20 protein-coding genes are annotated in these 21,463 nt (G+C 62.1%); 14 read left to right on the plus strand and 6 right to left on the minus strand.

Annotated features, from left to right (window positions below):
- Window positions 1-15: 15 nt before the first annotated feature.
- Window positions 16-1,890 carry a bifunctional diguanylate cyclase/phosphodiesterase gene (locus tag C4J94_RS05980; RefSeq protein ID WP_124385332.1) on the minus strand — a complete coding sequence of 625 codons (1,875 nt, stop codon included), beginning with the start codon at window positions 1,888-1,890 and terminating at the stop codon, window positions 16-18.
- Between the two features lie 221 nt (window positions 1,891-2,111).
- Here C4J94_RS05980 and C4J94_RS05985 point away from each other — a divergent pair, with 221 nt between their 5' ends.
- From C4J94_RS05985 to C4J94_RS05995, 3 genes are read left to right on the plus strand one after another with little or no spacing between them, the layout of a single operon-like run.
- Window positions 2,112-3,425 (plus strand): HD domain-containing phosphohydrolase, encoded by a 1,314-nt coding sequence (locus C4J94_RS05985; RefSeq protein WP_124385333.1) that lies wholly within the window; start codon window positions 2,112-2,114, stop codon window positions 3,423-3,425.
- Window positions 3,422-3,835 (plus strand): NUDIX domain-containing protein, encoded by a 414-nt coding sequence (locus C4J94_RS05990; protein ID WP_124385334.1) that lies wholly within the window; start codon window positions 3,422-3,424, stop codon window positions 3,833-3,835. Before C4J94_RS05985 ends, C4J94_RS05990 begins: the two co-directional genes overlap by 4 nt.
- On the plus strand, window positions 3,832-4,338 hold the full coding sequence (locus C4J94_RS05995; RefSeq protein ID WP_124385335.1) for a GNAT family N-acetyltransferase: 507 nt from the start codon (window positions 3,832-3,834) through the stop codon (window positions 4,336-4,338). Before C4J94_RS05990 ends, C4J94_RS05995 begins: the two co-directional genes overlap by 4 nt.
- Window positions 4,339-4,523: 185 nt before the next feature.
- Here the strand turns inward: C4J94_RS05995 and metR are convergent, their stop codons facing one another.
- Window positions 4,524-5,441, minus strand: coding sequence for a transcriptional regulator MetR (gene metR / locus C4J94_RS06000; RefSeq protein ID WP_124385336.1), 918 nt, complete (start codon window positions 5,439-5,441; stop codon window positions 4,524-4,526).
- Between the two features lie 182 nt (window positions 5,442-5,623).
- Here metR and C4J94_RS06005 point away from each other — a divergent pair, with 182 nt between their 5' ends.
- From C4J94_RS06005 to C4J94_RS06025, 5 genes are all read left to right on the plus strand, one after another.
- Entirely contained in the window at window positions 5,624-6,643 is a 1,020-nt protein-coding gene (locus C4J94_RS06005; RefSeq protein ID WP_124385337.1) for an alpha/beta fold hydrolase, read from the plus strand.
- A 57-nt stretch (window positions 6,644-6,700) separates the two neighbouring features.
- On the plus strand, window positions 6,701-7,354 hold the full coding sequence (locus C4J94_RS06010; protein ID WP_124385338.1) for a DsbA family oxidoreductase: 654 nt from the start codon (window positions 6,701-6,703) through the stop codon (window positions 7,352-7,354).
- A gap of 215 nt (window positions 7,355-7,569) precedes the next feature.
- Window positions 7,570-8,490: an arginase gene (locus C4J94_RS06015; protein WP_124385339.1), complete on the plus strand. Its 921-nt coding sequence runs from the start codon at window positions 7,570-7,572 to the stop codon at window positions 8,488-8,490.
- Complete coding sequence (locus C4J94_RS06020) at window positions 8,487-8,867, plus strand: EamA family transporter (RefSeq protein ID WP_124385340.1); 381 nt, start codon at window positions 8,487-8,489, stop codon at window positions 8,865-8,867. Before C4J94_RS06015 ends, C4J94_RS06020 begins: the two co-directional genes overlap by 4 nt.
- Window positions 8,864-9,268 carry an EamA family transporter gene (locus C4J94_RS06025; protein ID WP_124385341.1) on the plus strand — a complete coding sequence of 135 codons (405 nt, stop codon included), beginning with the start codon at window positions 8,864-8,866 and terminating at the stop codon, window positions 9,266-9,268. The genes C4J94_RS06020 and C4J94_RS06025 overlap by 4 nt, the downstream gene beginning before the upstream one ends.
- 140 nt (window positions 9,269-9,408) lie before the next feature.
- Here C4J94_RS06025 and C4J94_RS06030 read toward each other — a convergent pair whose 3' ends face one another.
- A complete protein-coding gene (locus C4J94_RS06030; RefSeq protein WP_124385342.1) occupies window positions 9,409-10,179 on the minus strand; it encodes a MipA/OmpV family protein in 771 nt (256 codons plus the stop codon).
- Between the two features lie 229 nt (window positions 10,180-10,408).
- Here C4J94_RS06030 and C4J94_RS06035 point away from each other — a divergent pair, with 229 nt between their 5' ends.
- The 6 genes from C4J94_RS06035 to C4J94_RS06060 all read left to right on the plus strand — a co-directional run bounded on the left by C4J94_RS06035 (window position 10,409) and on the right by C4J94_RS06060 (window position 17,766).
- Complete coding sequence (locus C4J94_RS06035; RefSeq protein ID WP_124385343.1) at window positions 10,409-11,107, plus strand: MtnX-like HAD-IB family phosphatase; 699 nt, start codon at window positions 10,409-10,411, stop codon at window positions 11,105-11,107.
- Entirely contained in the window at window positions 11,100-12,494 is a 1,395-nt protein-coding gene (locus C4J94_RS06040; protein ID WP_124385344.1) for an aspartate aminotransferase family protein, read from the plus strand. Before C4J94_RS06035 ends, C4J94_RS06040 begins: the two co-directional genes overlap by 8 nt.
- On the plus strand, window positions 12,491-13,339 hold the full coding sequence (locus C4J94_RS06045) for a carboxylesterase (protein ID WP_124385345.1): 849 nt from the start codon (window positions 12,491-12,493) through the stop codon (window positions 13,337-13,339). Before C4J94_RS06040 ends, C4J94_RS06045 begins: the two co-directional genes overlap by 4 nt.
- A 137-nt stretch (window positions 13,340-13,476) precedes the next feature.
- Window positions 13,477-14,601 carry a GNAT family N-acetyltransferase gene (locus C4J94_RS06050; RefSeq protein ID WP_124385346.1) on the plus strand — a complete coding sequence of 375 codons (1,125 nt, stop codon included), beginning with the start codon at window positions 13,477-13,479 and terminating at the stop codon, window positions 14,599-14,601.
- Entirely contained in the window at window positions 14,601-16,379 is a 1,779-nt protein-coding gene (locus C4J94_RS06055; protein WP_124385347.1) for a HAMP domain-containing sensor histidine kinase, read from the plus strand. The genes C4J94_RS06050 and C4J94_RS06055 overlap by 1 nt, the downstream gene beginning before the upstream one ends.
- Entirely contained in the window at window positions 16,369-17,766 is a 1,398-nt protein-coding gene (locus C4J94_RS06060) for a sigma-54 dependent transcriptional regulator (protein ID WP_124385348.1), read from the plus strand. Before C4J94_RS06055 ends, C4J94_RS06060 begins: the two co-directional genes overlap by 11 nt.
- Before the next feature lie 122 nt (window positions 17,767-17,888).
- On the opposite strand, the gene C4J94_RS06065 is transcribed toward C4J94_RS06060, so the two are convergent.
- Genes C4J94_RS06065 through C4J94_RS06075 form a run of 3 tightly spaced genes read right to left on the minus strand, consistent with a single transcriptional unit; the run spans window position 17,889 to window position 21,462 of the window.
- Window positions 17,889-18,227 carry a GlpM family protein gene (locus C4J94_RS06065; protein WP_124385349.1) on the minus strand — a complete coding sequence of 113 codons (339 nt, stop codon included), beginning with the start codon at window positions 18,225-18,227 and terminating at the stop codon, window positions 17,889-17,891.
- Window positions 18,227-19,564 (minus strand): sigma-54 dependent transcriptional regulator, encoded by a 1,338-nt coding sequence (locus tag C4J94_RS06070; RefSeq protein WP_124385350.1) that lies wholly within the window; start codon window positions 19,562-19,564, stop codon window positions 18,227-18,229. Before C4J94_RS06070 ends, C4J94_RS06065 begins: the two co-directional genes overlap by 1 nt.
- Window positions 19,561-21,462, minus strand: a complete 1,902-nt coding sequence (locus C4J94_RS06075) for a sensor histidine kinase (RefSeq protein ID WP_124385351.1) — start codon at window positions 21,460-21,462, stop codon at window positions 19,561-19,563. Before C4J94_RS06075 ends, C4J94_RS06070 begins: the two co-directional genes overlap by 4 nt.
- Between the last annotated feature and the right edge of the window lies 1 nt (window position 21,463).

Here is a 21,463-nt window from a genome sequence, read left to right on the forward strand (position 1 = left end):
CCTTGCGGCCTGGGGCTATTGATCGGGCATCAGTGTCGCGCAACCCGCTTGCAGCAACTGCACGAAATCGGTCGGCGCCAACGCCTTGCTGAAGAGAAAGCCCTGGCCCTCTTCACACCGCTGGGCTTTGAGGAAGTTCAGCTGTTCGACGGTTTCCACGCCTTCGGCAATGATGTTCAGCTCCAGGCTTTTACCCATGCCGATGATAGCGCTGATCAGTTGTTCATCCTGACTATTAATGCTCAGGCCGCGCACGAAGGATTGGTCAATCTTCAGCACATCGATGGGAAAGCGTCGCAGGTAGCTGAGACTGGAGTAACCCGTGCCGAAATCATCCAGGGCCAGGCGCACGCCCATCGCCTTGATCCTTTGCAGGAGAGTCACGGTGTCGTCGACATTTTGCATCAGCACGCTTTCGGTGATTTCCAGCTCCAGCAGGGCGGGCGGCAGGCCGGTCTGTTCAAGGATGGCGGCCAGGTTGTCGACGAAGTCCCGCTGGCGAAAGTCGATCGCCGAAATATTCACCGACATGCGCAGCGGTGGCAGGCCCATCTCCCGCCAGGCTTGGGCTTGTGCGCAGGCCTGGCGCAGTACCCACTGGGTCAGGCGCACGATCAGACCGCTGTCTTCGGCGACCGGAATGAACTCGGCCGGGCTGACCCAGCCGGACCTCGGTTGAAACCAGCGCGTGAGCGCCTCCGCGCCGACGATCTGCCCGGAGTCCAGATCCAGCTTGGGCTGGTAATGCACCACGAACTCATCGCGTTCCAGTGCCTGGCGGATCGCGCTCTCCAGGTTCTGCTGGTGCTGGGCGCGCAGGTTCATGTCTTCGGTATAGAAACTGAAGTCGTTCTGGCCGCGTTCCTTGCTGGTGCGCATGGCGGTTTCAGCCTGCTTGAGCAAGCCCACCGCATTGGCGCTGTCGTCAGGGTAAATGCTGATGCCCAGGCTGGCGGTAACGCTCAGGTCGTGCCCCGCGACGTGGCGCGTCGCGCTGACGGCATCGAGCACCTTTTGCGCAATGTGCTGGGTTTGCTGGGGATGCTGGATGTCATTGAGCAGGATCACGAACTCATCGGCGCCATAACGAAACACCGAATCCGACGCCCGCACCGTTGCCACCAGATTCTGGCTGACCTGCTCAAGCACTTCATCGCCGACCGGGTAGCCCAGGGCGTTGTTGATGCGCTTGAAGCGGTCGAGCCCGATAAACATCACCGCCAGTTGCGTGTCATGTCGCCGGCCCAGGGCGATGGCCTGGGTCAGCCGGTCGCCCAGCAGCGTACTGTTGGGCAGCGCGGTAAGGGCATCGTACTGCAACAGGTGCGACACCTTGAGCAGTTCTTGTACGCGCTCTTCGATGATGCGCTCCAGGCTGATCACCTTGAGCGCGGCGTCCTGGGCCAGTTGCCATTTCCAGGTGAGGGCGCTGGCCATCTGGCGGATTTCCAGGTGGTCGAACGGCTTTTTCAGGATCAGCAACTGATCGTTGTACTTCAAGCGCGCTTCGATCGCCTCGAAGGAGTAATCGGAATAGGCGGTGCACAGGGCAATTTGCAGGTTGGGATCCACGTCCCACAACTGTTCGATGGTATGCAGCCCGTCCCAGCCAGGGGGCATGCGCATGTCGATAAACACCATAGCGTAGGGGGCATTGGCCGCTAACGCCTTGTTCACCAGCGCCAGCGCTTCCTGGCCCTGGTAGGCGGAGTCCAGCTCGAACGCCTGGCGTACTGGCGCAGCCGTACCGAAAAGGGCTGATTCCAATGTGTCCAGGGAGGGCTCGCCGTGCTCGTCTGCACAGAGGATCTTGCGAAAATCCTGGTGGATCGAGGCCGTGTCATCGACGATCAGGATGCGGCGGTTGGCCCGCCCTGAGTTCGGGTTCATGGCACCCTGCGCCTGTGCAACAAACTCGATGGCATAATGATTCCTTCCCTGGTCCTGCAACTGAGCGGGTGTGGGCATGCAGTGACAGCATAGCTGAGCTCCCTTGATATCGACGGCCAGTTGGCGTCAAATCAACAGCGTTTTCGCGCTGCTGGCCTGAACCGGCACGGCGCACGGGTTCAATTGAGCTTAACTTCGTTTAATGTGAAGGCAGAGTCGCCATGGATGAACAACTCGCTACCAAGTCCGCTGTTCTGCTGGTCGATGATGAAGAGTCGATCCTCAACAGCCTGCGCCGCCTGTTGCGCAGCCAGCCTTACGAGGTGGTGTTGGCCACCAGCGGCGCACAGGCGCTGGAGATCATGGCGGCTCGCCCCATTGATCTGGTGATGAGCGACGCGCGCATGCCCGGCATGGACGGGGCCACGCTGCTGGCCGAGGTCCATCGCCTGTACCCGGCCACCAGCCGCATCCTGCTCACCGGTTACGCCGACCTGACCACCATCATCAAGGCCATCAATGACGGGCAGATTCACCGCTACATCAGCAAACCCTGGAATGACGAGGAGTTGCAGTTGGTCCTGCAACAAACCCTCGAACACCAGCGCCTCGAACGCCTGACCCTTGACCAGAACGATCAGCTCAAAGCGCTGAACGCCACCCTGGAAAAACGCGTGACGGCGCGCACCGCCGAACTGCAACAGACCGCCGACATGCTCGACCTGGCCTACGACGAGCTCAAGCGCAGCTACGTGACCGGCACTGAAGTTTTTTCGCTGCTGGCCAACCTGCGCTTGCCCAAGGACAAACAGACCAACCGCGCATTGATCGAACTGATCCGCGTGTACTGCGCCGCCCAATCCATGGATGAGGCCAGCACCCGCGACCTGACGATGGCCGCCGCGCTGTACAACATCGGCAAACTGAGCTGGACCGACAGCATGATGGTTGCGCCGTCCGACAAGCTGCACAGCACCGACCGCGCGCTGTATCGCGAATACCCGACCCAGAGCGAGTCGCTGTTGATGACCCTGGAGCCGATGAAGGACGCGGCGCGGATCATCCGTCACCATCAGGAGCGCTGGGACGGCTCGGGGTTTCCCGACCATCTCAAGGGCGACGCGATCCCGCCGGGTTCGCGGCTGCTGAAACTGGCCGTGGATTTCATCGAGTTGCAAAAAGGCTTGATCCTGGAACGGCACCTGAACAGCGATGAAGCATTGTTGTACATTCGCAAATACGCCGGGCGCCTGTATGACCCGGAACTGGTCGAGGATTTTGTACAGGCCTGCGCGACCTTCCTCAGCGATGTGACCCTGGGCGATCCCACGGTCAAAGTCCTCACTACCCGCGAACTTGAAGCCGGCATGGTCCTGGCGCGCAACCTCAACGCCGATAACGGCATGCTGCTGCTCAATGCCGGCAAGGTGCTCAACCTGCCGCTGGTGGACAAGCTGATCGCGTTCGAGGCAATGGAGGGCGCAAAATACAGCGTATTCATCAAACAACCCGACGAGATAACGATTCCCTCATGAGCCATTCCACTATCCGCATCGCTGCCGCCGTCCTGATCGATAAAAACGGCCAGACCCTGCTGGTGCGCAAACGCGGGACCCTGGCCTTCATGCAACCGGGCGGCAAGATCGATGCGGGCGAACAACCCGTCGAGGCGCTGGCCCGTGAGCTGCACGAAGAACTGAACCTGCGCATCGACCCGGCAGACGCGGTGTACCTCGGCCAGTTCTCGGGGCCCGCCGCCAACGAGCCGGGCTTTACCGTGCAGGCCGACATGTTCCAGCTGCACATCGACGTGGCGGTCACCCCGGCCGCTGAAATTGAAGAAATACGCTGGATCGACCCCATGGGCGACGGCGGCCTGCACCTGGCGCCGCTGAGCCGCGATCAGATCCTGCCGCTCTACCGCGCGTCGTTGACCCGCGCATGATCATTCGCCGGCTCAATGCCTGCGATGCCGACGCCTATCGAGCCTTGATGCTCGAGGCCTATGGCGCCTATCCCCAGGCGTTCACCTCCAGCGTGGCCGAGCGTGCAGCGATGCCGTTGAACTGGTGGCAAAAGCGCCTCGACAACCCGCTGGATTGCGTGCTGGGCGGTTTTGATGGGGCGCGACTGGCGGGCATTGTCGGCCTGGCCTACGAGCCGCGGGAAAAAGCGCGGCACAAGGTGACCCTGTTCGGCATGTACGTGACCCAGGCGTCTCAGCACAAGGGCATGGGCCGGCGGCTGGTGGAGGCGGCGCTGGTAGAAGCCCGTCGGCAGCCGCATCTGAAACTGATTCAACTGACCGTCACTGCCGGTAATGACGTGGCGTTAGCGCTTTACCAGCGCTGCGGTTTCGTCCAGTACGGCCTTGAGCCGTTGGCGGTGCGGGTCGGCGTCGAGTATTTCGACAAGATTCATATGTGGCGCGAATTGAAAGGCCAGTGAATTCACTGTGCAAGCAAGCCGCCATCGGGGGCAAGCCCCAGTGTAGGAGCGAGCTTGCTCGCGAAAAACGCCCAGGCAACGCATTCATTCTGGATGAACGCGGGGGCCCTGAGTTCTTCGCGAGCAAGCTCGCTCCTACAAAAAGCCTTAACTGACTGGCATTAGGGCAAGCCCCTCCCACCTGCTCAGCGCACCGCACTGACCCCATCCAGGGTGGAAAACGAGGTGTCCTTGGCCGTCAGCAAAAAATCACGCATATACGGCGCATCGAGCATGTCAGCTCGGATCCCTGCATACAGCGTGGCGAACAAGCCTTTTTCCCCCAGCCGCTTGGCCTTCACATAACCCCGGGAGCTGTATTCGTGCAGCGCCCAATGGGGCATGCCGCACACGCCACGACCGCTGGCCACCAGTTGCATCATCATCACCGTGAGTTCCGAGGTGCGTACTTGCGCGGGTTCCACGTCGGCCGGTTCCAGGAAGCGAGTGAAGATGTCCAGGCGGTCACGTTCCACCGGGTAGGTGATCAGCGTTTCCGTCAGCAGGTCTTCCGGCACGATATACGACTTGTTCGCCAGCGGGTGCTGGTTGGCCACGGCGAGCATGGCTTCGTAGGTGAACAGCGGCACATAGGTGATGCCCGGCAGCTCCAACGGGTCGGAGGTGACTACCAGGTCGAGATCGCCGCGGGCCAGGGCCGGCAGCGGCGCGAAGGCAAAGCCCGAGGCCAGGTCGAGTTCGACTTCGGGCCAGGCATCGCGGAACTGGTCGATGGTCGGCATCAGCCACTGGAAGCAGCTGTGGCATTCGATGGCCATGTGCAGGCGCCCGGCAGTGCCGCCGGCCAGACGCGCAATATCGCGCTCGGCGCCGCGCAGCAGGGGCAGGGTGGCGTCCGCCAGTTGCAGCAGGCGCAGGCCGGCGCTGGTGAAACGCACTGGTTTGGTCTTGCGCACGAACAGCGGCATGCCCAGGCGCTCTTCCAGCTCCTTGAACTGATGCGACAGTGCGGACTGGGTCAAGTGCAGGCGCTCGGCCGCCTCCACCAGGCTGTCGGCTTCGCGCAAGGCATGCAGGGTCTTGAGGTGGCGGATTTCGAGCACGGGCTCTCCATGAAGACAATTTGTGACGAAGCAGGATGGCGTGAGTTTGTCTCATGTTGCAGCGTGTGTCGATCAAGACCGCCCGGCACTCTTCATCAAACTGTCATCGAACTGTGGCGGCGCGCTTGAACAAACTTCATCAGACTCGCGCTCTACTGGGGTTCTGCGTTTCGGTGTTTTTCATGCGTGTGTTGCTTTTAATGGCCGCTCTGTTGTTCGGCCTGCCGTCTTTTGCGGCTTCTCGATGTGACGTCAATGTGCCGACTCAAACGGCCGACCTGGCTCAGGTGAGCATCGCCTACCAGAGTATCGGGCGTGCGTCCGACCCGGCGTTGCTGCTGGTGATGGGCCTGGGCGGGCAGCTGATCCATTGGCCCGATGAAGTGGTGGTCGCCCTGTGCCAGCAAGGTTTTCGGGTGATCCGCTACGACAACCGTGATGTCGGTCTGTCCACTTGGCGCCAGGCGCCGGCCAGCGCCAACCTGACCTTTGAAGTGTTGCGCTACAAGCTCGGCCTGCCGGTGGCGGCGCCCTATACGCTGACTGACATGGCCGACGATGCCCTGGGTTTGATGGATGCTCTACAGGTGCAGCAATTTCATGTGCTGGGCGCGAGCATGGGCGGCATGATCGCCCAGCACCTGGCGGCGATGGCGCCGCAGCGGGTGGAAAGCCTGACCCTGATCATGACCAGCTCCGGCGCCGAAGGCCTGCCCGCGCCGAATGCGGCGCTGGTGCAGTTGTTGTCGCGGCGCAGCGCGCCCAACCGTGAAGTGGCGCTGGAACAGCAAGCCGATTTGCTCGCCGCGCTGGGCAGCCCGAACGTGCAGGATGATCGCCAGGCGTTGCTGCACCAGGCGGCGCTGTCCTATGACCGCGCGTTCAACCCCGAAGGCGTGAAGCGCCAGATCATGGCGATCCTCGCCGAGCCGAGTCGCGTGCCCTTGCTCAACCAGCTGCGGGTGCCGACCCTGGTGGTTCATGGCACCGCCGACCCGTTATTGCCGGTGATGCATGGCGTTCATCTGGCCGCGCATATCCAGGGCAGCCAGTTGAAATTGATTCCGGGCCTGGCCCACCGTTTTCAGGAGGCCTTCAAGGCGCCGTTGCTGGCGGCGGTGCTGCCTTACCTGCAAGCCCATCGCGAAGATACCGCGCATTGGGCGCAGATCGATTTGGGCGAACCTTCGAAGCTGCTGTGAAGGTGGTGTATCGTGGTGACTTTTGCGGCGCATTAATGCCAGCGAGGTGGCCTGCCCATGAGTACTCCCCTGAAAATCGACTTCATCAGCGACGCCTCTTGCCCCTGGTGCATCATCGGCCTGCGCGGCCTGACCGAAGCCCTCGACCAGTTGGGCGCCGAGGTGCAGGCCGAGATTCATTTCCAGCCGTTCGAGCTGAACCCGAACATGCCCGCCGAAGGGCAAAACATCGTCGAACATATCACTGAGAAATACGGCTCCAGCGCTGAAGAATCCCAGGCCAATCGCGAGCGCATTCGCGACATGGGCGCCGCGCTGGGCTTTGCCTTTCGCACCGATGGCCATAGCCGTATCTACAACACCTTCGATGCTCATCGCCTGTTGCATTGGGCTGGGTTGGAAGGCTTGCAATACAACCTCAAGGAGGCGCTGTTCAAGGCCTATTTCAGCGACGGCCAGGACCCCTCCGACCACGCGACCCTGGCGATCATCGCCGAAAGCGTTGGCCTGGACCTCAAGCGCGCCGCCGAGATTCTCGCCAGCAACGAGTACGCCGCAGAAGTGCGTGAGCAGGAGAAACTGTGGACCAGCCGTGGCGTGACCTCGGTGCCGACCATCGTGTTCAACGACCAGTACGCGGTCAGCGGCGGTCAGCCGGCCGAAGCCTTTGTGGGCGCGATTCGCCAGATCATCGAAGAAGCCAAACAATAAGGCCTGGCACACAACACAGTGTGGGAGGGGGCTTGCCCCCGATGGCGGAAGGTCAGTCAACCATGCAGTGACTGAAACACCGCTATCGGGGGCAAGCCCCCTCCCACATTGGTTTTGTGTACGTCTCCAGATACCCCTGGCGCGCCCCTTGCATTGACCCCCTAAAGCCCATCCGGTCTGCGGCTGGGCGCTGCCATTAGGGGTGAAACACTACCTTGAATATTCTTGACCTCGACCACAGCCTCACCGGTCAGGCGCCGATCGCCCAGCGGTTGGCCAGCGGCCGGGCCACGCGCCTCGATCTGCTGGACCTGGGCCCGAAACTGCGCCTGTGGTCCACCGAAAAAACCTGGAAGCGTTTTGTCGAGCGCCTGGCCCAGCGGCCACGGCCCAGCGATGCGCGCCCGGAAATCCTGTTCGTCGGCTCCGGCGATTATCACCACCTTACGCCGGCATTCCTCGCCGATCTCAAGGAACCCATCAGCCTGATCCACTTCGACAACCACCCCGACTGGGTGCGCTTTGCGCCCAAGCGCCACTGTGGTTCCTGGGTCAATCGCGCGCTGAAAATGCCAGCGATCAAACGCATCGTCACCCTCGGCCCCTGCAGTGACGACCTGCATAACCCGCAACTGCGCGGCGGCAACCTCGGCGCCCTCAAGTGCGGCACGTTGCAGCTGTTCCCCTGGCAGCACCCGCCCTCGAAAGTCTGGGGCCGGGTTGGCGACGGCGCCGGGCACCGACAGCAGGAAAATCACCTGCACTGGCGCAACCTGGCGGAACTGGATTGGGCGACCTTCCTTGACCAGATGATCGCCAGCCTGCCCACCGAAGCGGTCTGGATCACCGTCGACAAGGACGTGCTCGCCAGCGAAGACGCGGCCACCAATTGGGACCAGGGCGGCATGCGCCTGAGCCACCTTCTCCAGGCCCTGCGGGCGTTGGCGGCGCACAAACGCATCATCGGTATCGACGTGTGCGGCGAGTTCGCAGCGCCTGCGTTCAGCAACGCCTTCAAGCGCTGGGAAGCCAAGTCCGACCAGCCCCCGCCCGAGCGTTGGAGCGCCCAGGACCTGCAGCGCAATGCGGCGACCAATGCCGCCCTGATCGACCTGTTCGAGGAGCTGTTCCCGTGACCCTGACCGTGGTGTTGTTGCTGGCTTTTTCCATCGTGCTCGATGTGATTGGCCAACTCTGTTTCAAGCTGGGCGTGGACCGTTTGCCGCAACTGGATGGCGGTTTTCGCCTGCGCGCGTTCTGGCGCCAGGTGTTCAATGCTCCGCTGCTGTGGGCCGGCATCGGCGCCTATGTCGTCGAGTTTTTCGTCTGGCTCGAAGCGTTGTCCCGCGCGCCGTTGAGCCTGTTGTTTCCGCTGGCGGCGCTGGCGTATTGCCTGGTGGTGCTGGCGGGCCGATGGGTGCTCAAGGAAACCGTCAGCCGACGCCGTTGGCTGGGCACCCTGGTGATTACCTTCGGTGTGATGTTGGTGGCGATCGCGGGGAACCCGGTATGAGTACGCAGACAATCGACACCGGCTGGTTGCATGGGCGTGTTGGCACGCTGGTGCTGTGGGCGTTGCTGATCGCCACGGAAAGCGCCGGCCAGTTGTTTACCAAGGTGGCCGGTGACCAACTGGGGCAGATGGATTTCACCTGGCAATGGCTGGCGGATGTTGCGCGCAACCCTGGGATCCTGGCGGCGATTGCCAGTTATATCAGCGCGTTTTTCGTGTGGATGCTGATCCTGCGGCGCAGCAGTTTGTCGCTGGCGTTTCCGTTGAGTTCGCTGGTGTTTGTGGCGGTGCTGCTGGGTTCGTGGTTGGGGCTGGGGGAACACATCAGCCCGCTGCACTGGGTGGGGGTTGCGGTGATCATTGCGGGTATCGCCTTGCTGGCCGAGGGCGAAGAGAACTGAACACGGACCCATGTGGGAGGGGGCTTGCCCCCGATGAGGGCGTGCCAGTGAGTGCATCTGCGACTGACCCACCGCTATCGGGGGCAAGCGCTCTCCCACATTTTGAACGCCTTACCTCAGGCAGACCTGCACCGGTTTTTTTAATCGAAGGTATAGCTGATCGCCGTCTGCACCTGGCCCTGGTTCACCTCGCCGGCCTGCCTGACGATGCTGCTGTTGGCTGCCGAACCAACCAGGTGCACCCAGCTGGCGCTGGTCAGCAATGACCAGTGGGGCGCCAGGGGGAACTGGAAGCTCTGGCTCAAGGCGACGTTCTGGAACCCGCCACCGGCGTTGTAGGCCTTGAACCCCGTGGCGGCGGCTTCGTTGCCGTCGACGCCGAAGAAAGTGTTGGCCTGGCGTGCATCGGTAAAATGCGCGACCAGGCCTGTGCTGCCGATAATCCCGCCACCCAATGGATAACCCAGCTCGCCACCCAGTTTGCCGAGTGCGCCGCTCTGGGAATGGCCGCCGCCCACGGCCTGGCCCAGCTGCGCATAGACCCGCCAGAAATCGGCCGGGGCGTACTGAATGAAACCCCCGACCTCGGCCATGTCCGACACATTGCGCAGGCCTTGTAGCGCGCCGTTGGAGGTACGCCCCGACAGGTAATTGATGTATGGACCGGCGGTGAATCCATGGGTGTTCAGCGCGCTCCAGGTCAAGCCGTCATCCGTGCTCAGGCTGACGTTGACCCAGTCCAGGTCCAGATAAGGCACCGGGCGCGTTTCGTAGCGGCTGCCGCTCGGGTCATGGGGCTGGTAACTGAGGCCGGCGCCCACGTCGCCGCTGACGCCTGCTGCGCACACGGCGCTGGAAAAGCTCCACAGCCCAAGTAAACCGGTGAATGCAGCAGAGGTGAGCTTGGACATGCAGCGAGTTCCTTTTGTGATCATGCGCGCATGAACGCGCGAACCCTCGCGCCTGCGCAAGCACTCATCTTGTTTGTAGCAAGCTACAAAAATTGTAGCTTCCAGCACACATATCAGCCGGCGTATCGATCAAACCCCCAGCCCCGCTGGGCTTTGAGCGATTGGCACGCTCCCTGCTCTACCGCTAAGGCAAGCGCATACAGCGCGCCTCTTTCCAAAGGTAGACGCAATGATCCAATGGCATATCGTGTGTGACTTCGACGGGACCATCACCCCCACCGATGTCATCGACAACGTCCTCCAACGCTTCGCCAGCCCCGAGTGGGAAACCATCGAGCAGGAATGGCTGGACGGGCATATCGGTTCACGCGAATGCCTGAGCCGCCAACTGGCGCTGATCAAGGCGACGCCGAGCGAGTTACTGGCTTATTTCGACAGTGTCGAGATCGACCCGGACTTCCCGGATTTCGTCGACCACGTGATGGGCCTGGGCGCGACCCTCGAAGTGGTCAGCGACGGCATCGAGCAGGGCATCGCGCGCATTTTGTCGCGCAACTACGTGACCTTGCTGCCGATCCTCGCCAACCGTCTGCGCCAGGTCGACCAGAACAGCTGGCGCATCGATTTCCCGTATGCCAGCGATGCCTGCCGCGCCGCGTCGGGCAACTGCAAATGCAAATCCACGCCGCGTAACAAGCGCGTGCTGGTGATCGGCGACGGCAAGTCCGACATGTGCGTGGCTTCCACCGCCGACTTCGTGTTCGCCAAGGGCAGCCTCGCCGAGTATTGCGTCGCCAACCAGATTCCCCATGCGCGCTTCGACACCTTCGCCGAAGTGCCTGCACTGCTGGCTCAACTGCCCCAAGGCATCGCCGCCAACGCCACCTCTTTTACTGCCGACACTCAGGAAATTTTCCACCATGTCTGATATCCGTATCGCTACCGCCGAAGACCGGATCCTTCTGGATAAAGAAGCCAAGTACTGCTCCTACGGCGACACCGTGCACTACATCGAACCGCCGCGTATTTTCAGCCGTTGCGAAGGCTCCTACGTCTGGGACACCGAAGACCAGGCCTACCTCGACCTGCAAATGTGGTACTCGGCGGTCAACTTCGGCTATGCCAACCCGCGCCTGAACAACGCGCTGAAACAGCAGATCGACACGCTGCCGCAGATCGCCAGCCAGTACCTGCACAAAGGCAAGATCGAGCTGTCGGAAATGATCGCGGTCGACGCCAAGAACAAGTTCGGCCTCGACGGCCGTGTGCATTTCAACGTCGGCGGTTCGCAGTCGATTGAAGACTCGCTGAAAGTGGTGCGTAACGCGTCCAACGGCAAGAGCCTGATGTTCGCCTTCGAGGGCGGCTACCACGGGCGCACTCTCGGCGCCTCGTCGATCACTTCCAGCTTCCGCTACCGTCGCCGCTACGGCCACTTTGGCGAGCGCGCCAATTTCATCCCGTTCCCGTACCACTTCCGCGGCCCGAAGGGCATGACCAAGGAAGAGTACGGCAGCCACTGCGTGCAGCAATTCGCGCGGTTGTTCGAGACCGAATACAACGGTGTCTGGGACCCGAAAACCAACCAGTGCGAGTACGCCGCGTTCTACGTCGAGCCGATCCAGGGCACCGGCGGCTACGTCATTCCGCCGATGAACTTCTACCGCGAACTCAAGCACGTGCTGGACCAGCACGGCATCCTGATGGTCAGCGACGAAATCCAGATGGGCTTCTACCGCACCGGCAAGCTGTGGTCGATCGAGCACTTTGACGTGCAGCCGGACGTGATCGTATTCGGCAAGGCGCTGACCAACGGCCTCAACCCGCTGGGCGGCATCTGGGCCCGTGAAGAACTGATCAACCCGAAGGTCTTCCCGCCGGGTTCCACTCACTCCACCTTCGCCTCCAACCCGTTGGGCACGGCGGTCGGCCTGGAAATGTTCAAGATGACCAGCGAAGTCGACTACGGCGCGATGGTCATGGCCAAGGGCAAATACTTCCTCGAAGGCCTGCAAGACTTGCAGAAACGTTTCCCGATCATCGGCGACGTCGACGGCCTGGGCTTGGCGCTGCGCTGCGAAATCTGCGGCCCGGACGGCTTTACCCCGGACAAGGCGACCCTGGACTACATGGTCGAGGAAGGCATGAAAGGTGACATGGTGGTCGACGGCCAGAAACTCGGCCTGATCCTTGATGTGGGCGGCTACTACAAAAACGTAATCACCCTGGCGCCGTCGCTGGAAATCAGCTACCCGGAAATCGACCTGGGCTTGAAGCTGCTCGAGCAACTGCTGGTGCGAGCGACCACGCGGTGAGTGCCGGCGAGATCGACCTCGGTGAAGGTGATGCCGGCTTCGTTCTCGGTGCTGGTCCGGTCGGGATCCTGTTGATCCACGGCCTGACCGGTACGCCGACGGAACTGCGACAGGTCGCCAGGGGGCTGGTCAAGGCGGGCAATTGCACGGTGTACGTGCCCACCCTGGCCGGGCATTGCGGCGATAACAGCGACCTGCAGGCCACCGGCTGGCGCGATTGGTACGAAGGGGTGCGCAAGACCTTCGGGCAGATCGCCCAGCGTCACGAGCAAGTGTTCGTTGGCGGCTTGTCCATGGGCGCGGTGATGTCGATGTACGTGGCGGCCGAACACCCGGGGCGCGTCGCCGGGCTGCTGATGTATTCCACTACCTTGAAGTACGACGGCTGGAGCATCAACAAACTGGCGTTCCTCACGCCGTTGCTGATGAAGATTCCATTCGGCGTGCACGTCTGCAGTTTCGAAGAGAAGCCGCCCTACGGCATCAAGAACGAACGCCTGCGGGCCATCGTCGAGCGACAGATGAAGGAAGGCCAGAGCAGCGAGGCGGGTTTGTTGACCATGGAAGGCATCACCGTGCGCGAGTTGCACCGCATGAACGCCGTGGTCAAGAAACGCATGCCTGAGATCAAGGTGCCGGCGCTGGTGTTGCATTCCATCGAAGACGACATCACCAGCCGCTGGAACGCCGATTACGTAGAGCGCCACCTCGGTGGCCCGGTAACCAAGATTTTGCTGGATAACTGCTACCACATGATCACGGTCGACCTGCAATACCGGCGGGTGATCGAGCTGAGTGCGCAGTTTGTCGAGCAGCATTCGGTGCAACTCAATCGTGTGGCGTGATCTCTTTACTTGTAGGAGCGAGCTTGCTCGCGAAGGTCGTTAACGATAACGCGTACTGTCAGGCTCAACGTGGTGTCTGTGCGATCTTCGCGAGCAAGCTCGCTCCTACTGGGATGCGGTGTCGATAAGGAAAAACTGTGATAACCACCCAAGCCTTCCCCACCATCCGGGCTATCCAGCGCGATGCCTGGAATGAGTGTTTTCCCGGTGCGCTGGAAGACTGGGACTACTACGTCGCCGTAGAAAACGCCGCGATCGATGACTTCCAGTGGCGTTACCTGGCGGTTTACGAAGGGGGAACGCTGGCGGCAGTGGCCGTCGCGTTTATCACCCATTACCGTCTCGACACCACGGTGTCGGGCGCCGGCAAACGCGTGACCGAGCGTGTGGCGCGACTGTGGCCGGGCCTTTTGCAACTGGGGCTGTATGCCCTTGGTTCCCCGGTGGCCGAGCGCTGCGACGTGGGTTTTGCCAATGGCGTGGCGGATGCGCAGCGCCCTCTGTTGCTCAAGCACCTGCTCAAAGTGGCGCGCCGGGATGCCGATGACTTCGGCATCGGCCTGGTGGCGGTCAAGGACGCGCCGAGCAACGACCCGTATTGGGCCGAAAGTTGTCGCGCTGCGGGCTTTCAAAGCATGCCGAGCCTGCCCACGGGCATGCTGCCGTTGCCCTACGGCTCAGTGGACGCCTACCTGGGCTCGCTGGGTAAATCCACGCGCAAGGACCTGCGCCGCAAACTGCGCGCGCCGGGACCGCGGGTGGAGTGGCGGCGCAATATCGATGACGTGCTGCCCGATGTGATGCGGCTCTATGAAGCCACGCTCACGCGCTCGGACCTGCAGTTCGAACGCCTGCCCGCCGGTTACTTCACGGGGATTCTCGAACAGCTGCAGGAGCGTGCGGTGTGTGCGCTTTACTGGGTGGACGAGCACCTGGTGGCGTTCAACCTGATTCTGCTCGACGAGCATCGGCTGATCGATAAGTTTTTCGGGCATGACATCGCGTTCAGCCGGGAATACAACCTGTACTTTCGCAGCTGGCTGACCAACGTCGACTACTGTATTCAACACAATATTGCGGTGTATGAGTGCGGCCAGGCCGGGTATGCCAGTAAACTGCGCCTGGGCTGCCAGTTCCAGGGCAACAGCCTGTTCTTCCGCCACCGCAATCGGTGGGTCAACGGCGTGCTCACGTTAGTCAAAATGCTGTTCCGACCGGATCGTTCCGACCCTGCCATGGCTGCTGCGATAAGCGAAACCTGATGATCACCAAGACCCGCCAGAAAGCCCGCCCCTTTGCCATTTCGCGCTGGAGCGTCCAGCGCAAGCTGGTGCTGGCCTTCTGGCTGGTCAGCGTCATTCCGACCATGATTGCGGCGGAACTGGCCGCCACCACGCTGTCGCAGATTTTCGACAGTAACGTGCGTATCTGGCTGCAGGAGTCGACCAAGATCGTCAAGGACGAGATCGGCGACATCCTTCACGACAACGCGCGCATGGCCAAGCTGTTCCTGCGCTACACCAGCCCACCTTCCTCCAAACAGGCCGAACGGCATGACCGGCTCACCGCCGACATCGCCGATGCCACCGACATCGATGTCGTGGCGCTGATTCGCACCAGTGACCACAAGGTGATGTTCAGCACCGCCGCCGATGACATCGTCAAGCAGATCAGCCTGACCAGCAACGCGGTGTTACAGACCGTCCAGGTGGCCGGCATCAGCACGGGCATGGTGGTGTCGACCTTCGAGACCAACCGCGATGGCGTGGATTATCTGTTGCTGGTGGCCACGTATCTGGACAGCAGTTTCCTCACCAGCGTGGCCGATGTGCATTCCCTCGACCTGCGCCTGTACCTGGCCAACGCATCGGGGTTTTCCGAGATATTTTCCACCCAACGCTTCGAAAATCACCCGTCGCGCATCCCGGAGAACGTCGAAGCCGACCTGCGCAACACCCGGCAGCCGAGCGAGCAGTTCACCAACCAGTACAGCGGTTTGTACTGGCCGATATTCAACGATGCCGGCGAGCTGCAGGGCGTGATCTTCAGCGGCCTGTTGCGCCACACGAGCCTGGTGGGGCTGGTGAACCAGAGCAATCTGTTCGTGCTGATTTTCCTGGTCAGCTCGGCGCTGTCGCTGGCCGCGGGCGTGTGGGTGTCGCGCCGCCTGACCCAGCCCCTGCGCGACTTGTCCCAGGGCGTGAACGCGGTGATTTCCGGCAATTACGCGCACCGTGTGGTGGTCAGCGGCGGCGATGAGCTGGCGCAGTTGAGCAGCACCTTCAACCACATGACTGAGCGCCTGGGCGAACTGCATCATCTGGAAGCTCAACTGCGCCGGCGTGATCGCCTGCATGCCCTGGGTGAAGTGGCCATGGGCCTGGCCCATGAAATCCGCAACCCATTGGGCATTATCAAGACGGCCACGCAACTGTTGCACCGGCGCGCCGACCTTGCCGATACCGACAAGCGTCACCTGGAGTACGTCATCAGTGAGGTCAGCCGGATCAACGAGCTGATCACCGAGTTCCTCGACTTCGCCAAGCCCAACCCGCCGATACGTGTGCTGCAGCCGGCTCGCGCCCTGGTCGAAGAGATTCTTGGGTTCTGCGGGCCGGAGTTGAGCACGCACAACATCGACGCGCAGATCGATGACCAAGCGCCCGACGCGACGATCTACGCGGACGCCAAGCAGCTCAAGCAGGCCTGTCTCAACCTGATTCTCAACGCCATCGACGCGATGCCTGACGGCGGGCGCTTGACTCTGGGTATCCGCAGCGTGGGTGATAACACCGTGATCAGCATCGCCGATACCGGCCAGGGCATCCCGGCGGATATGGTCGAGCGCATCTTCACGCCGTTTGTCACCACCAAGGCCTCGGGCACAGGCCTTGGCCTGGCCAAAGTCTATTCGATCATGGAAAGTCACGATGGCAGCATCGAGTGCGCCACCGAGAAAGATGCCGGCGCCACCTTCAGCCTGTACATTCCGGCTAACGGTGAAGACGACGGCGAGGATGAGGACGGGCATGACGCATAACGTATTGGTGGTGGACGACGAGCCCAAGCTGTGTGACCTGCTGTCATCCGCCCTGAGCCAGAATGGCATCCAGGTGTTTACCGCCGGCAACGGCCTGCACGCGCTCAAGGTGCTGGAGCAGGAGGACATTGACCTGGTCATCAGCGACTGGCGCATGCCGGGCATGGACGGGCCGGCGTTGCTGGCCGAGATCAAGCAGCGCTATCCGCACTTGCCGGTGATCGTGATGACGGCCTACAGCACGGTGAAAAATGCCGTGCAGTCGATGCGCAATGGCGCCTACGACTACATTGCCAAGCCGTTCGATATCGACGAGCTGGACATCACCGTGGCCAAGGCCCTGCAGTTTCGCGACATCATGCGCGATAACGCACGCCTGCGTGCCGAGCTGGATGAACATGCACAGTTCGACAGCCTGGTCGGTGACAGCCCGGCGTTTCGTAAAGTACTGCAAGCGGTGGACTCGGTGCGCGACAGCAGCGCCACCATCCTGCTGACCGGCGAAAGCGGCACCGGCAAGGAAATGGTCGCCCGCGCTATCCACAAGCATGGCAGCCGCGCCGACCAGCCGTTCGTGGCGGTCAATTGCGCGGCGATTCCCGAAGGGCTGCTGGAAAGCGAGATGTTCGGCCATCGCAAAGGCGCCTTCACCGGCGCTGTGGCCGACCGGGTAGGGCGCTTTATGCAGGCCGACAAGGGCACGCTGTTTCTGGATGAAGTCGGTGACATGCCGTTGGCGTTGCAGGCCAAGATTCTGCGCGCCCTGCAGGAGCGGGTGATCGAACCGGTGGGAGACCCCCGCGAGCGCAAGGTGGACGTTCGGGTGATCGCCGCGACCAACAAGAACCTGCTGGACGCGGTGGCCAACAAGGAATTTCGCGAAGACCTGTATTACCGCCTGAATGTGTTTCCGATTCCACTGCCGGCCCTGCGCGAACGTGTGGAAGACATCGCGCCGCTGGCCCGGCACTTCGCTCGTACCCTCAGCGCGACGGCCGGCAAACGCATCACCGGGTTCAGCCCCGAAGCCTTGCAGGCCATGGCGGCGTACCACTGGCCGGGCAATATCCGCGAGCTGCAGAATTGCGTGGAGCGAGCGACTATCGTGGCCGCTTCGCCGGTGATCGAAGATATCGATTTGCCGGGTTACCTGTTCGCCTCTCGGCCTGCCGAGGCTGGCGCGGCGACGATCCTGAGTGACGCGCCGGGCGTGCCGCAGGATCTGGATGCGGCGCTGGCGGAAGTGGAGAAAGCCTACATTCTGGCGGCGTTGCACGAGAGCAACGGCGTACAGGCCGCAGCGGCGGCGAAGATCGGTATCTCGGAGCGTAGCTTCTGGTACCGCTTGAAAAAGCTGGGTATCCAAGTCGACAAGATCGTCCGCTGACACACTGTGATCAAACTGTGGGAGGGGGCTTGCCCCTGATAGCGGTGTATCAGCCACAGATTTATTGACTGACCCACCGCCATCGGGGGCAAGCCCCCTCCCACATTTTTGACCGAGTGGGGTCAGGTGTGCAGGCGTACCCAGAGGCTCACCAGCACGGTGGCTGCCATCAACCAGGCCACCGCCGCCACGGCGAGTGATGCCTCCAGCCGCATCCGGTCCACCATCACATACAACGTCGCCAGGTACACAAAGTACGGAATGATCGACCACATCCCAAACACGATGGTGGTCTTCAAGTCCTCCACCGAGCGGCCCTTGCCGACGATGTAATGAGCGATCAGCGCAAAGGTCGGAAACAGCGGCACCAAGCCTGCGATGTAATAGTTTCTGGTCTTGGCCAGTGCGGCCAGAATCAGCACCACCGCCGCGCCGAGGGCGGCCTTCACGAACAGATCCATCAGTGATTCAACCCGTATTTCTTGACCTTGTCGAATAGCGTGGTCTTGGCCATCCCCAGTTCCTGGCTGGCCTGGGTGAGGTTGCCGCCGCTGCGTTGCAGGGCGTCAACGAGCAGGTTGCGCTCGAACGCTTCCACCGCCTCGGTAAAGGCCAGGCCATGGTTGCTGCCGCCAGCGCCGGTTTTCTTGAAGGCGGGCAGGCCCAGGGCGAAGCGTTCGGCGACGTTGCGCAACTCGCGCACGTTGCCCGGCCAATCGTGGCTCATCAGGCTCGACAGGGTCTGGTTGTCCAGCTCCGGCGCGGTGCGGTCGAAGCGCAGTGAGGATTGCTGCAGGAAGTGTTCGAACAACTGCAGGATGTCTTCACGGCGCTCGCGCAGGGGCGGCAGTTCAAGGGTGACCACGTTGAGGCGGTAGTACAGGTCACTGCGGAACTGGCTGGCGCGGCTCAGTTCGTCGAGGTCGGACTTGGTGGCGGCGATCACCCGGCAATCCACGGCGACGCTCTGGTTCGAGCCCAGGCGTTCGAGGGTGCGTTCCTGCAGGACCCGCAGCAGTTTGATCTGCAGGTTGATCGGCATGCTTTCCACTTCATCGAGAAACAGCGTGCCCTCATGGGCATGCTCGATCTTGCCGATGCGGCGCTTGCCGGCGCCGGTAAACGCGTTGGCTTCGTGGCCGAAAATCTCGCTTTCGAACAGGTTTTCCGGCAGCCCACCGCAGTTCAGTGCGACGAACTGGTGGGCGTGGCGCCGGCTGAAATCGTGCAGGCAACGGGCGACCAGCTCCTTGCCGGTGCCGGTTTCACCCTCGATCAGCACATTGGCGGAGGTGTCGGCGACGTTGGCGATCAGTTCGCGCAGGTTTTGCATCGCCGGCGAGCGCCCGATGATGCGACCTTCCAGCGAATCGCGCTCGGCCAGCTGGCGCCGCAGCGACCAGACTTCCCGCGCCAGAGCGCGCTGTTCAAGGGCACGGCGGGCCACGTCCACCAGGCGCTCGGGGGAGAAGGGTTTTTCCATGAAGTCATAGGCGCCGTTGCGCATGGCGCCGACGGCCATCGAGATATCGCCATGCCCGGTGATCAGCACCACCGGCAGGCTTTTATCCAGGGCCTTGAGGCGTGTGAGCAACGCCAGACCATCGATGCCCGGCAGGCGGATATCGCTGATCACAATGCCGGCAAAATTCTCGCCGATGTGCGTCAGCGCTTCCTCGGCACTGCCCACGCCAACGCTGGGAATATCTTCCAGCGCCAATGCCTGCTGGCAACCCAGCAGCACATGGGGGTCATCCTCGACGATCAGGACGGTGAGGTCTTGGGGTTCAATATTCATGTCGACTCAACTTTTTCAGCGCCCGCCAGCGGCAGGTTCAGGACAAACGCGGTACCACCATTGGCCGGATGCTCCACGGCCAGGCTGCCGCCGGTGGCCGCGGCGAGGCTCGCGGACAGGGTCAGGCCCAGGCCCAGGCCTTGCTCGCCGGGTTTGGTGGTGAAGAAAGGTTCGAACAGATGCTTGCGGGCCTCGGGGTCGATGCCGTGACCATTGTCACGCACCAGCAGGCGATATTTGCCCTCGATACTTTGACCTTCCAGCCACAACTGCGGTGCCGGTTGAGCCTGCATCGCATCCAGCGCGTTGCCGATCAGGTTGACCAGGATCTGCTCCAGGCGCGTCTGGTCGATCTGTAATTGGGCGGGGGTGAAGTCACGGTGCACGGCCAGGGGCCGGCTGTCCAGACGCGCGCCAAGCACCTGGAACGCGGCGTCCACGGCCTTGCCCAGGTTCGCTTCGCCCTGGTCGTCACCGCGCCGGGCAAACGAGCGCAGGCTGGCGGTGATGCGGCCCATGCGGTCGATCAGTTCGTTGATGGTCTTGAGGTTGGTGCTGGCGGTGTCCAGGGCGCCGCGTTCGAGGAAACGCACGGTGTTGCCGGACAGGGTGCGCAGCGCGGCCAGGGGTTGGTTCAATTCGTGGGCGATGCTGGTGGACATCTGGCCGATCGCTGCGAGTTTGCCGGCCTGCACCAGTTCGTCCTGGGCGCGACGCAGGGTTTCTTCGGCCTGGCGCCGTTCGCGGATCTGGCCTTTGAGCCGTTCATTGCTGGCGCGCAGATCGGCGGTGCGTTCGGCAATCCGTCGCTCCAGTTGGCTGTTGGCTTCCTGCAGGGCTTCGCGCGCGGCGAGGCGAGTGGCGATGACTTTGCGCCGCTCGTTCCAGGCAATCAGCAGGAACGCCACCAGGCCAAACGCGACGGCTACCAGGATGCCCTGGTTGATCGCGGCGCGGCGCAGTTCGTTGAGCGGGGTGAGCAGGGTGAAGTTCCACGGTGTGTCGTTCAATGGTCGGGTTTGCGCCAGGTAGCTGACTTCGTGCTTGTCGCTGGCCACTTCGCTGTTGGCCGGGAAGGTGAGCTTTTCGCTGCCTTCGTTCAAGCGCTCGCGGGCCAGGGGCTCCAGCGCGCTCAGCGTCGCCCAGTAATATTGCAGGCTGTGCGCCAGTCGGTCTTTGGTGTCATCGCTCAGGGGGCGCACGGCCTTGAGGCGGCGGGCCGGGTCACTGGAGAGGATGATGATGCCGTTTTCGTCGCTGACGAAGGCTTCCAGGCGCGCGCGTTGCCAGCGCTCTTCAAGCGCTTCCAGGCGCACCTTGACCACGGCCACGCCGATGATTTTGCCGTGCTCTTCCAGGCCGTGGGCCAGGTAATAGCCGGGTTCGCCATTGGTACTGCCGATCCCGTAGAAACGACCGGGCTGGCCGCGTACGGCGTTCTGGAAATAGGCGCGAAAGGACAGGTCTTCACCCTGGTAACTGTCGGCGTCGCGCCAATTACTGGTGGCCAGCACCCGGCCGGTAGTGTCCATCACGTAGATGGCCCGGCTGCGGCTGCGGCGGTTCAAACCTTCGAGGTAATCGTTGACGGTCTTGCGGGTTTCCTGGTTGGGGTCGGCCAGCAGCAGGGAAACGCTGGATTCGAGCTCAAGCAGGCTGGGCAGGTAGGTGTATTTGCTCAGTTCGCTTTCGACAGTGCGGGCGTGCAGCTCCAACTGGCGTTCGCCGTTGTCGCTGAGGGTACGGATGCCATAGTGCTCACTGGTCCAGAAGCCGATATAACCCAGGCCGATCATCAGGGCGATGATCAACGGCGGCAGGAACAGTTGGCGTATCAGGCGAGGCTTCACGGCAAGTGATGGCGGCGCAGCGCGATAGGAGTTGGGGTCGCATTTCATC

It is taken from the genome of Pseudomonas sp. R5-89-07, from assembly GCF_003851685.1.
Taxonomy (GTDB): Bacteria; Pseudomonadota; Gammaproteobacteria; order Pseudomonadales; family Pseudomonadaceae; genus Aquipseudomonas.

What these genes read in the sequence shown, in the direction of transcription:
- C4J94_RS06010 (WP_124385338.1), top strand. Translation starts at nt 6,701, where the DNA reads ATGAGTACTCCCCTGAAAATCGACTTCATCAGCGACGCCTCTTGCCCC.
- C4J94_RS06075 (WP_124385351.1), bottom strand. Translation starts at nt 21,462, where the DNA reads ATGAAATGCGACCCCAACTCCTATCGCGCTGCGCCGCCATCACTTGCC.
- C4J94_RS06055 (WP_124385347.1), top strand. Translation starts at nt 14,601, where the DNA reads ATGATCACCAAGACCCGCCAGAAAGCCCGCCCCTTTGCCATTTCGCGC.
- C4J94_RS06070 (WP_124385350.1), bottom strand. Translation starts at nt 19,564, where the DNA reads ATGAATATTGAACCCCAAGACCTCACCGTCCTGATCGTCGAGGATGAC.
- C4J94_RS06065 (WP_124385349.1), bottom strand. Translation starts at nt 18,227, where the DNA reads ATGGATCTGTTCGTGAAGGCCGCCCTCGGCGCGGCGGTGGTGCTGATT.
- C4J94_RS05985 (WP_124385333.1), top strand. Translation starts at nt 2,112, where the DNA reads ATGGATGAACAACTCGCTACCAAGTCCGCTGTTCTGCTGGTCGATGAT.
- C4J94_RS06060 (WP_124385348.1), top strand. Translation starts at nt 16,369, where the DNA reads ATGACGCATAACGTATTGGTGGTGGACGACGAGCCCAAGCTGTGTGAC.
- C4J94_RS06030 (WP_124385342.1), bottom strand. Translation starts at nt 10,179, where the DNA reads ATGTCCAAGCTCACCTCTGCTGCATTCACCGGTTTACTTGGGCTGTGG.
- C4J94_RS06035 (WP_124385343.1), top strand. Translation starts at nt 10,409, where the DNA reads ATGATCCAATGGCATATCGTGTGTGACTTCGACGGGACCATCACCCCC.
- C4J94_RS06040 (WP_124385344.1), top strand. Translation starts at nt 11,100, where the DNA reads ATGTCTGATATCCGTATCGCTACCGCCGAAGACCGGATCCTTCTGGAT.
- C4J94_RS05980 (WP_124385332.1), bottom strand. Translation starts at nt 1,890, where the DNA reads ATGAACCCGAACTCAGGGCGGGCCAACCGCCGCATCCTGATCGTCGAT.
- C4J94_RS06005 (WP_124385337.1), top strand. Translation starts at nt 5,624, where the DNA reads ATGCGTGTGTTGCTTTTAATGGCCGCTCTGTTGTTCGGCCTGCCGTCT.
- C4J94_RS05990 (WP_124385334.1), top strand. Translation starts at nt 3,422, where the DNA reads ATGAGCCATTCCACTATCCGCATCGCTGCCGCCGTCCTGATCGATAAA.
- C4J94_RS06025 (WP_124385341.1), top strand. Translation starts at nt 8,864, where the DNA reads ATGAGTACGCAGACAATCGACACCGGCTGGTTGCATGGGCGTGTTGGC.
- C4J94_RS05995 (WP_124385335.1), top strand. Translation starts at nt 3,832, where the DNA reads ATGATCATTCGCCGGCTCAATGCCTGCGATGCCGACGCCTATCGAGCC.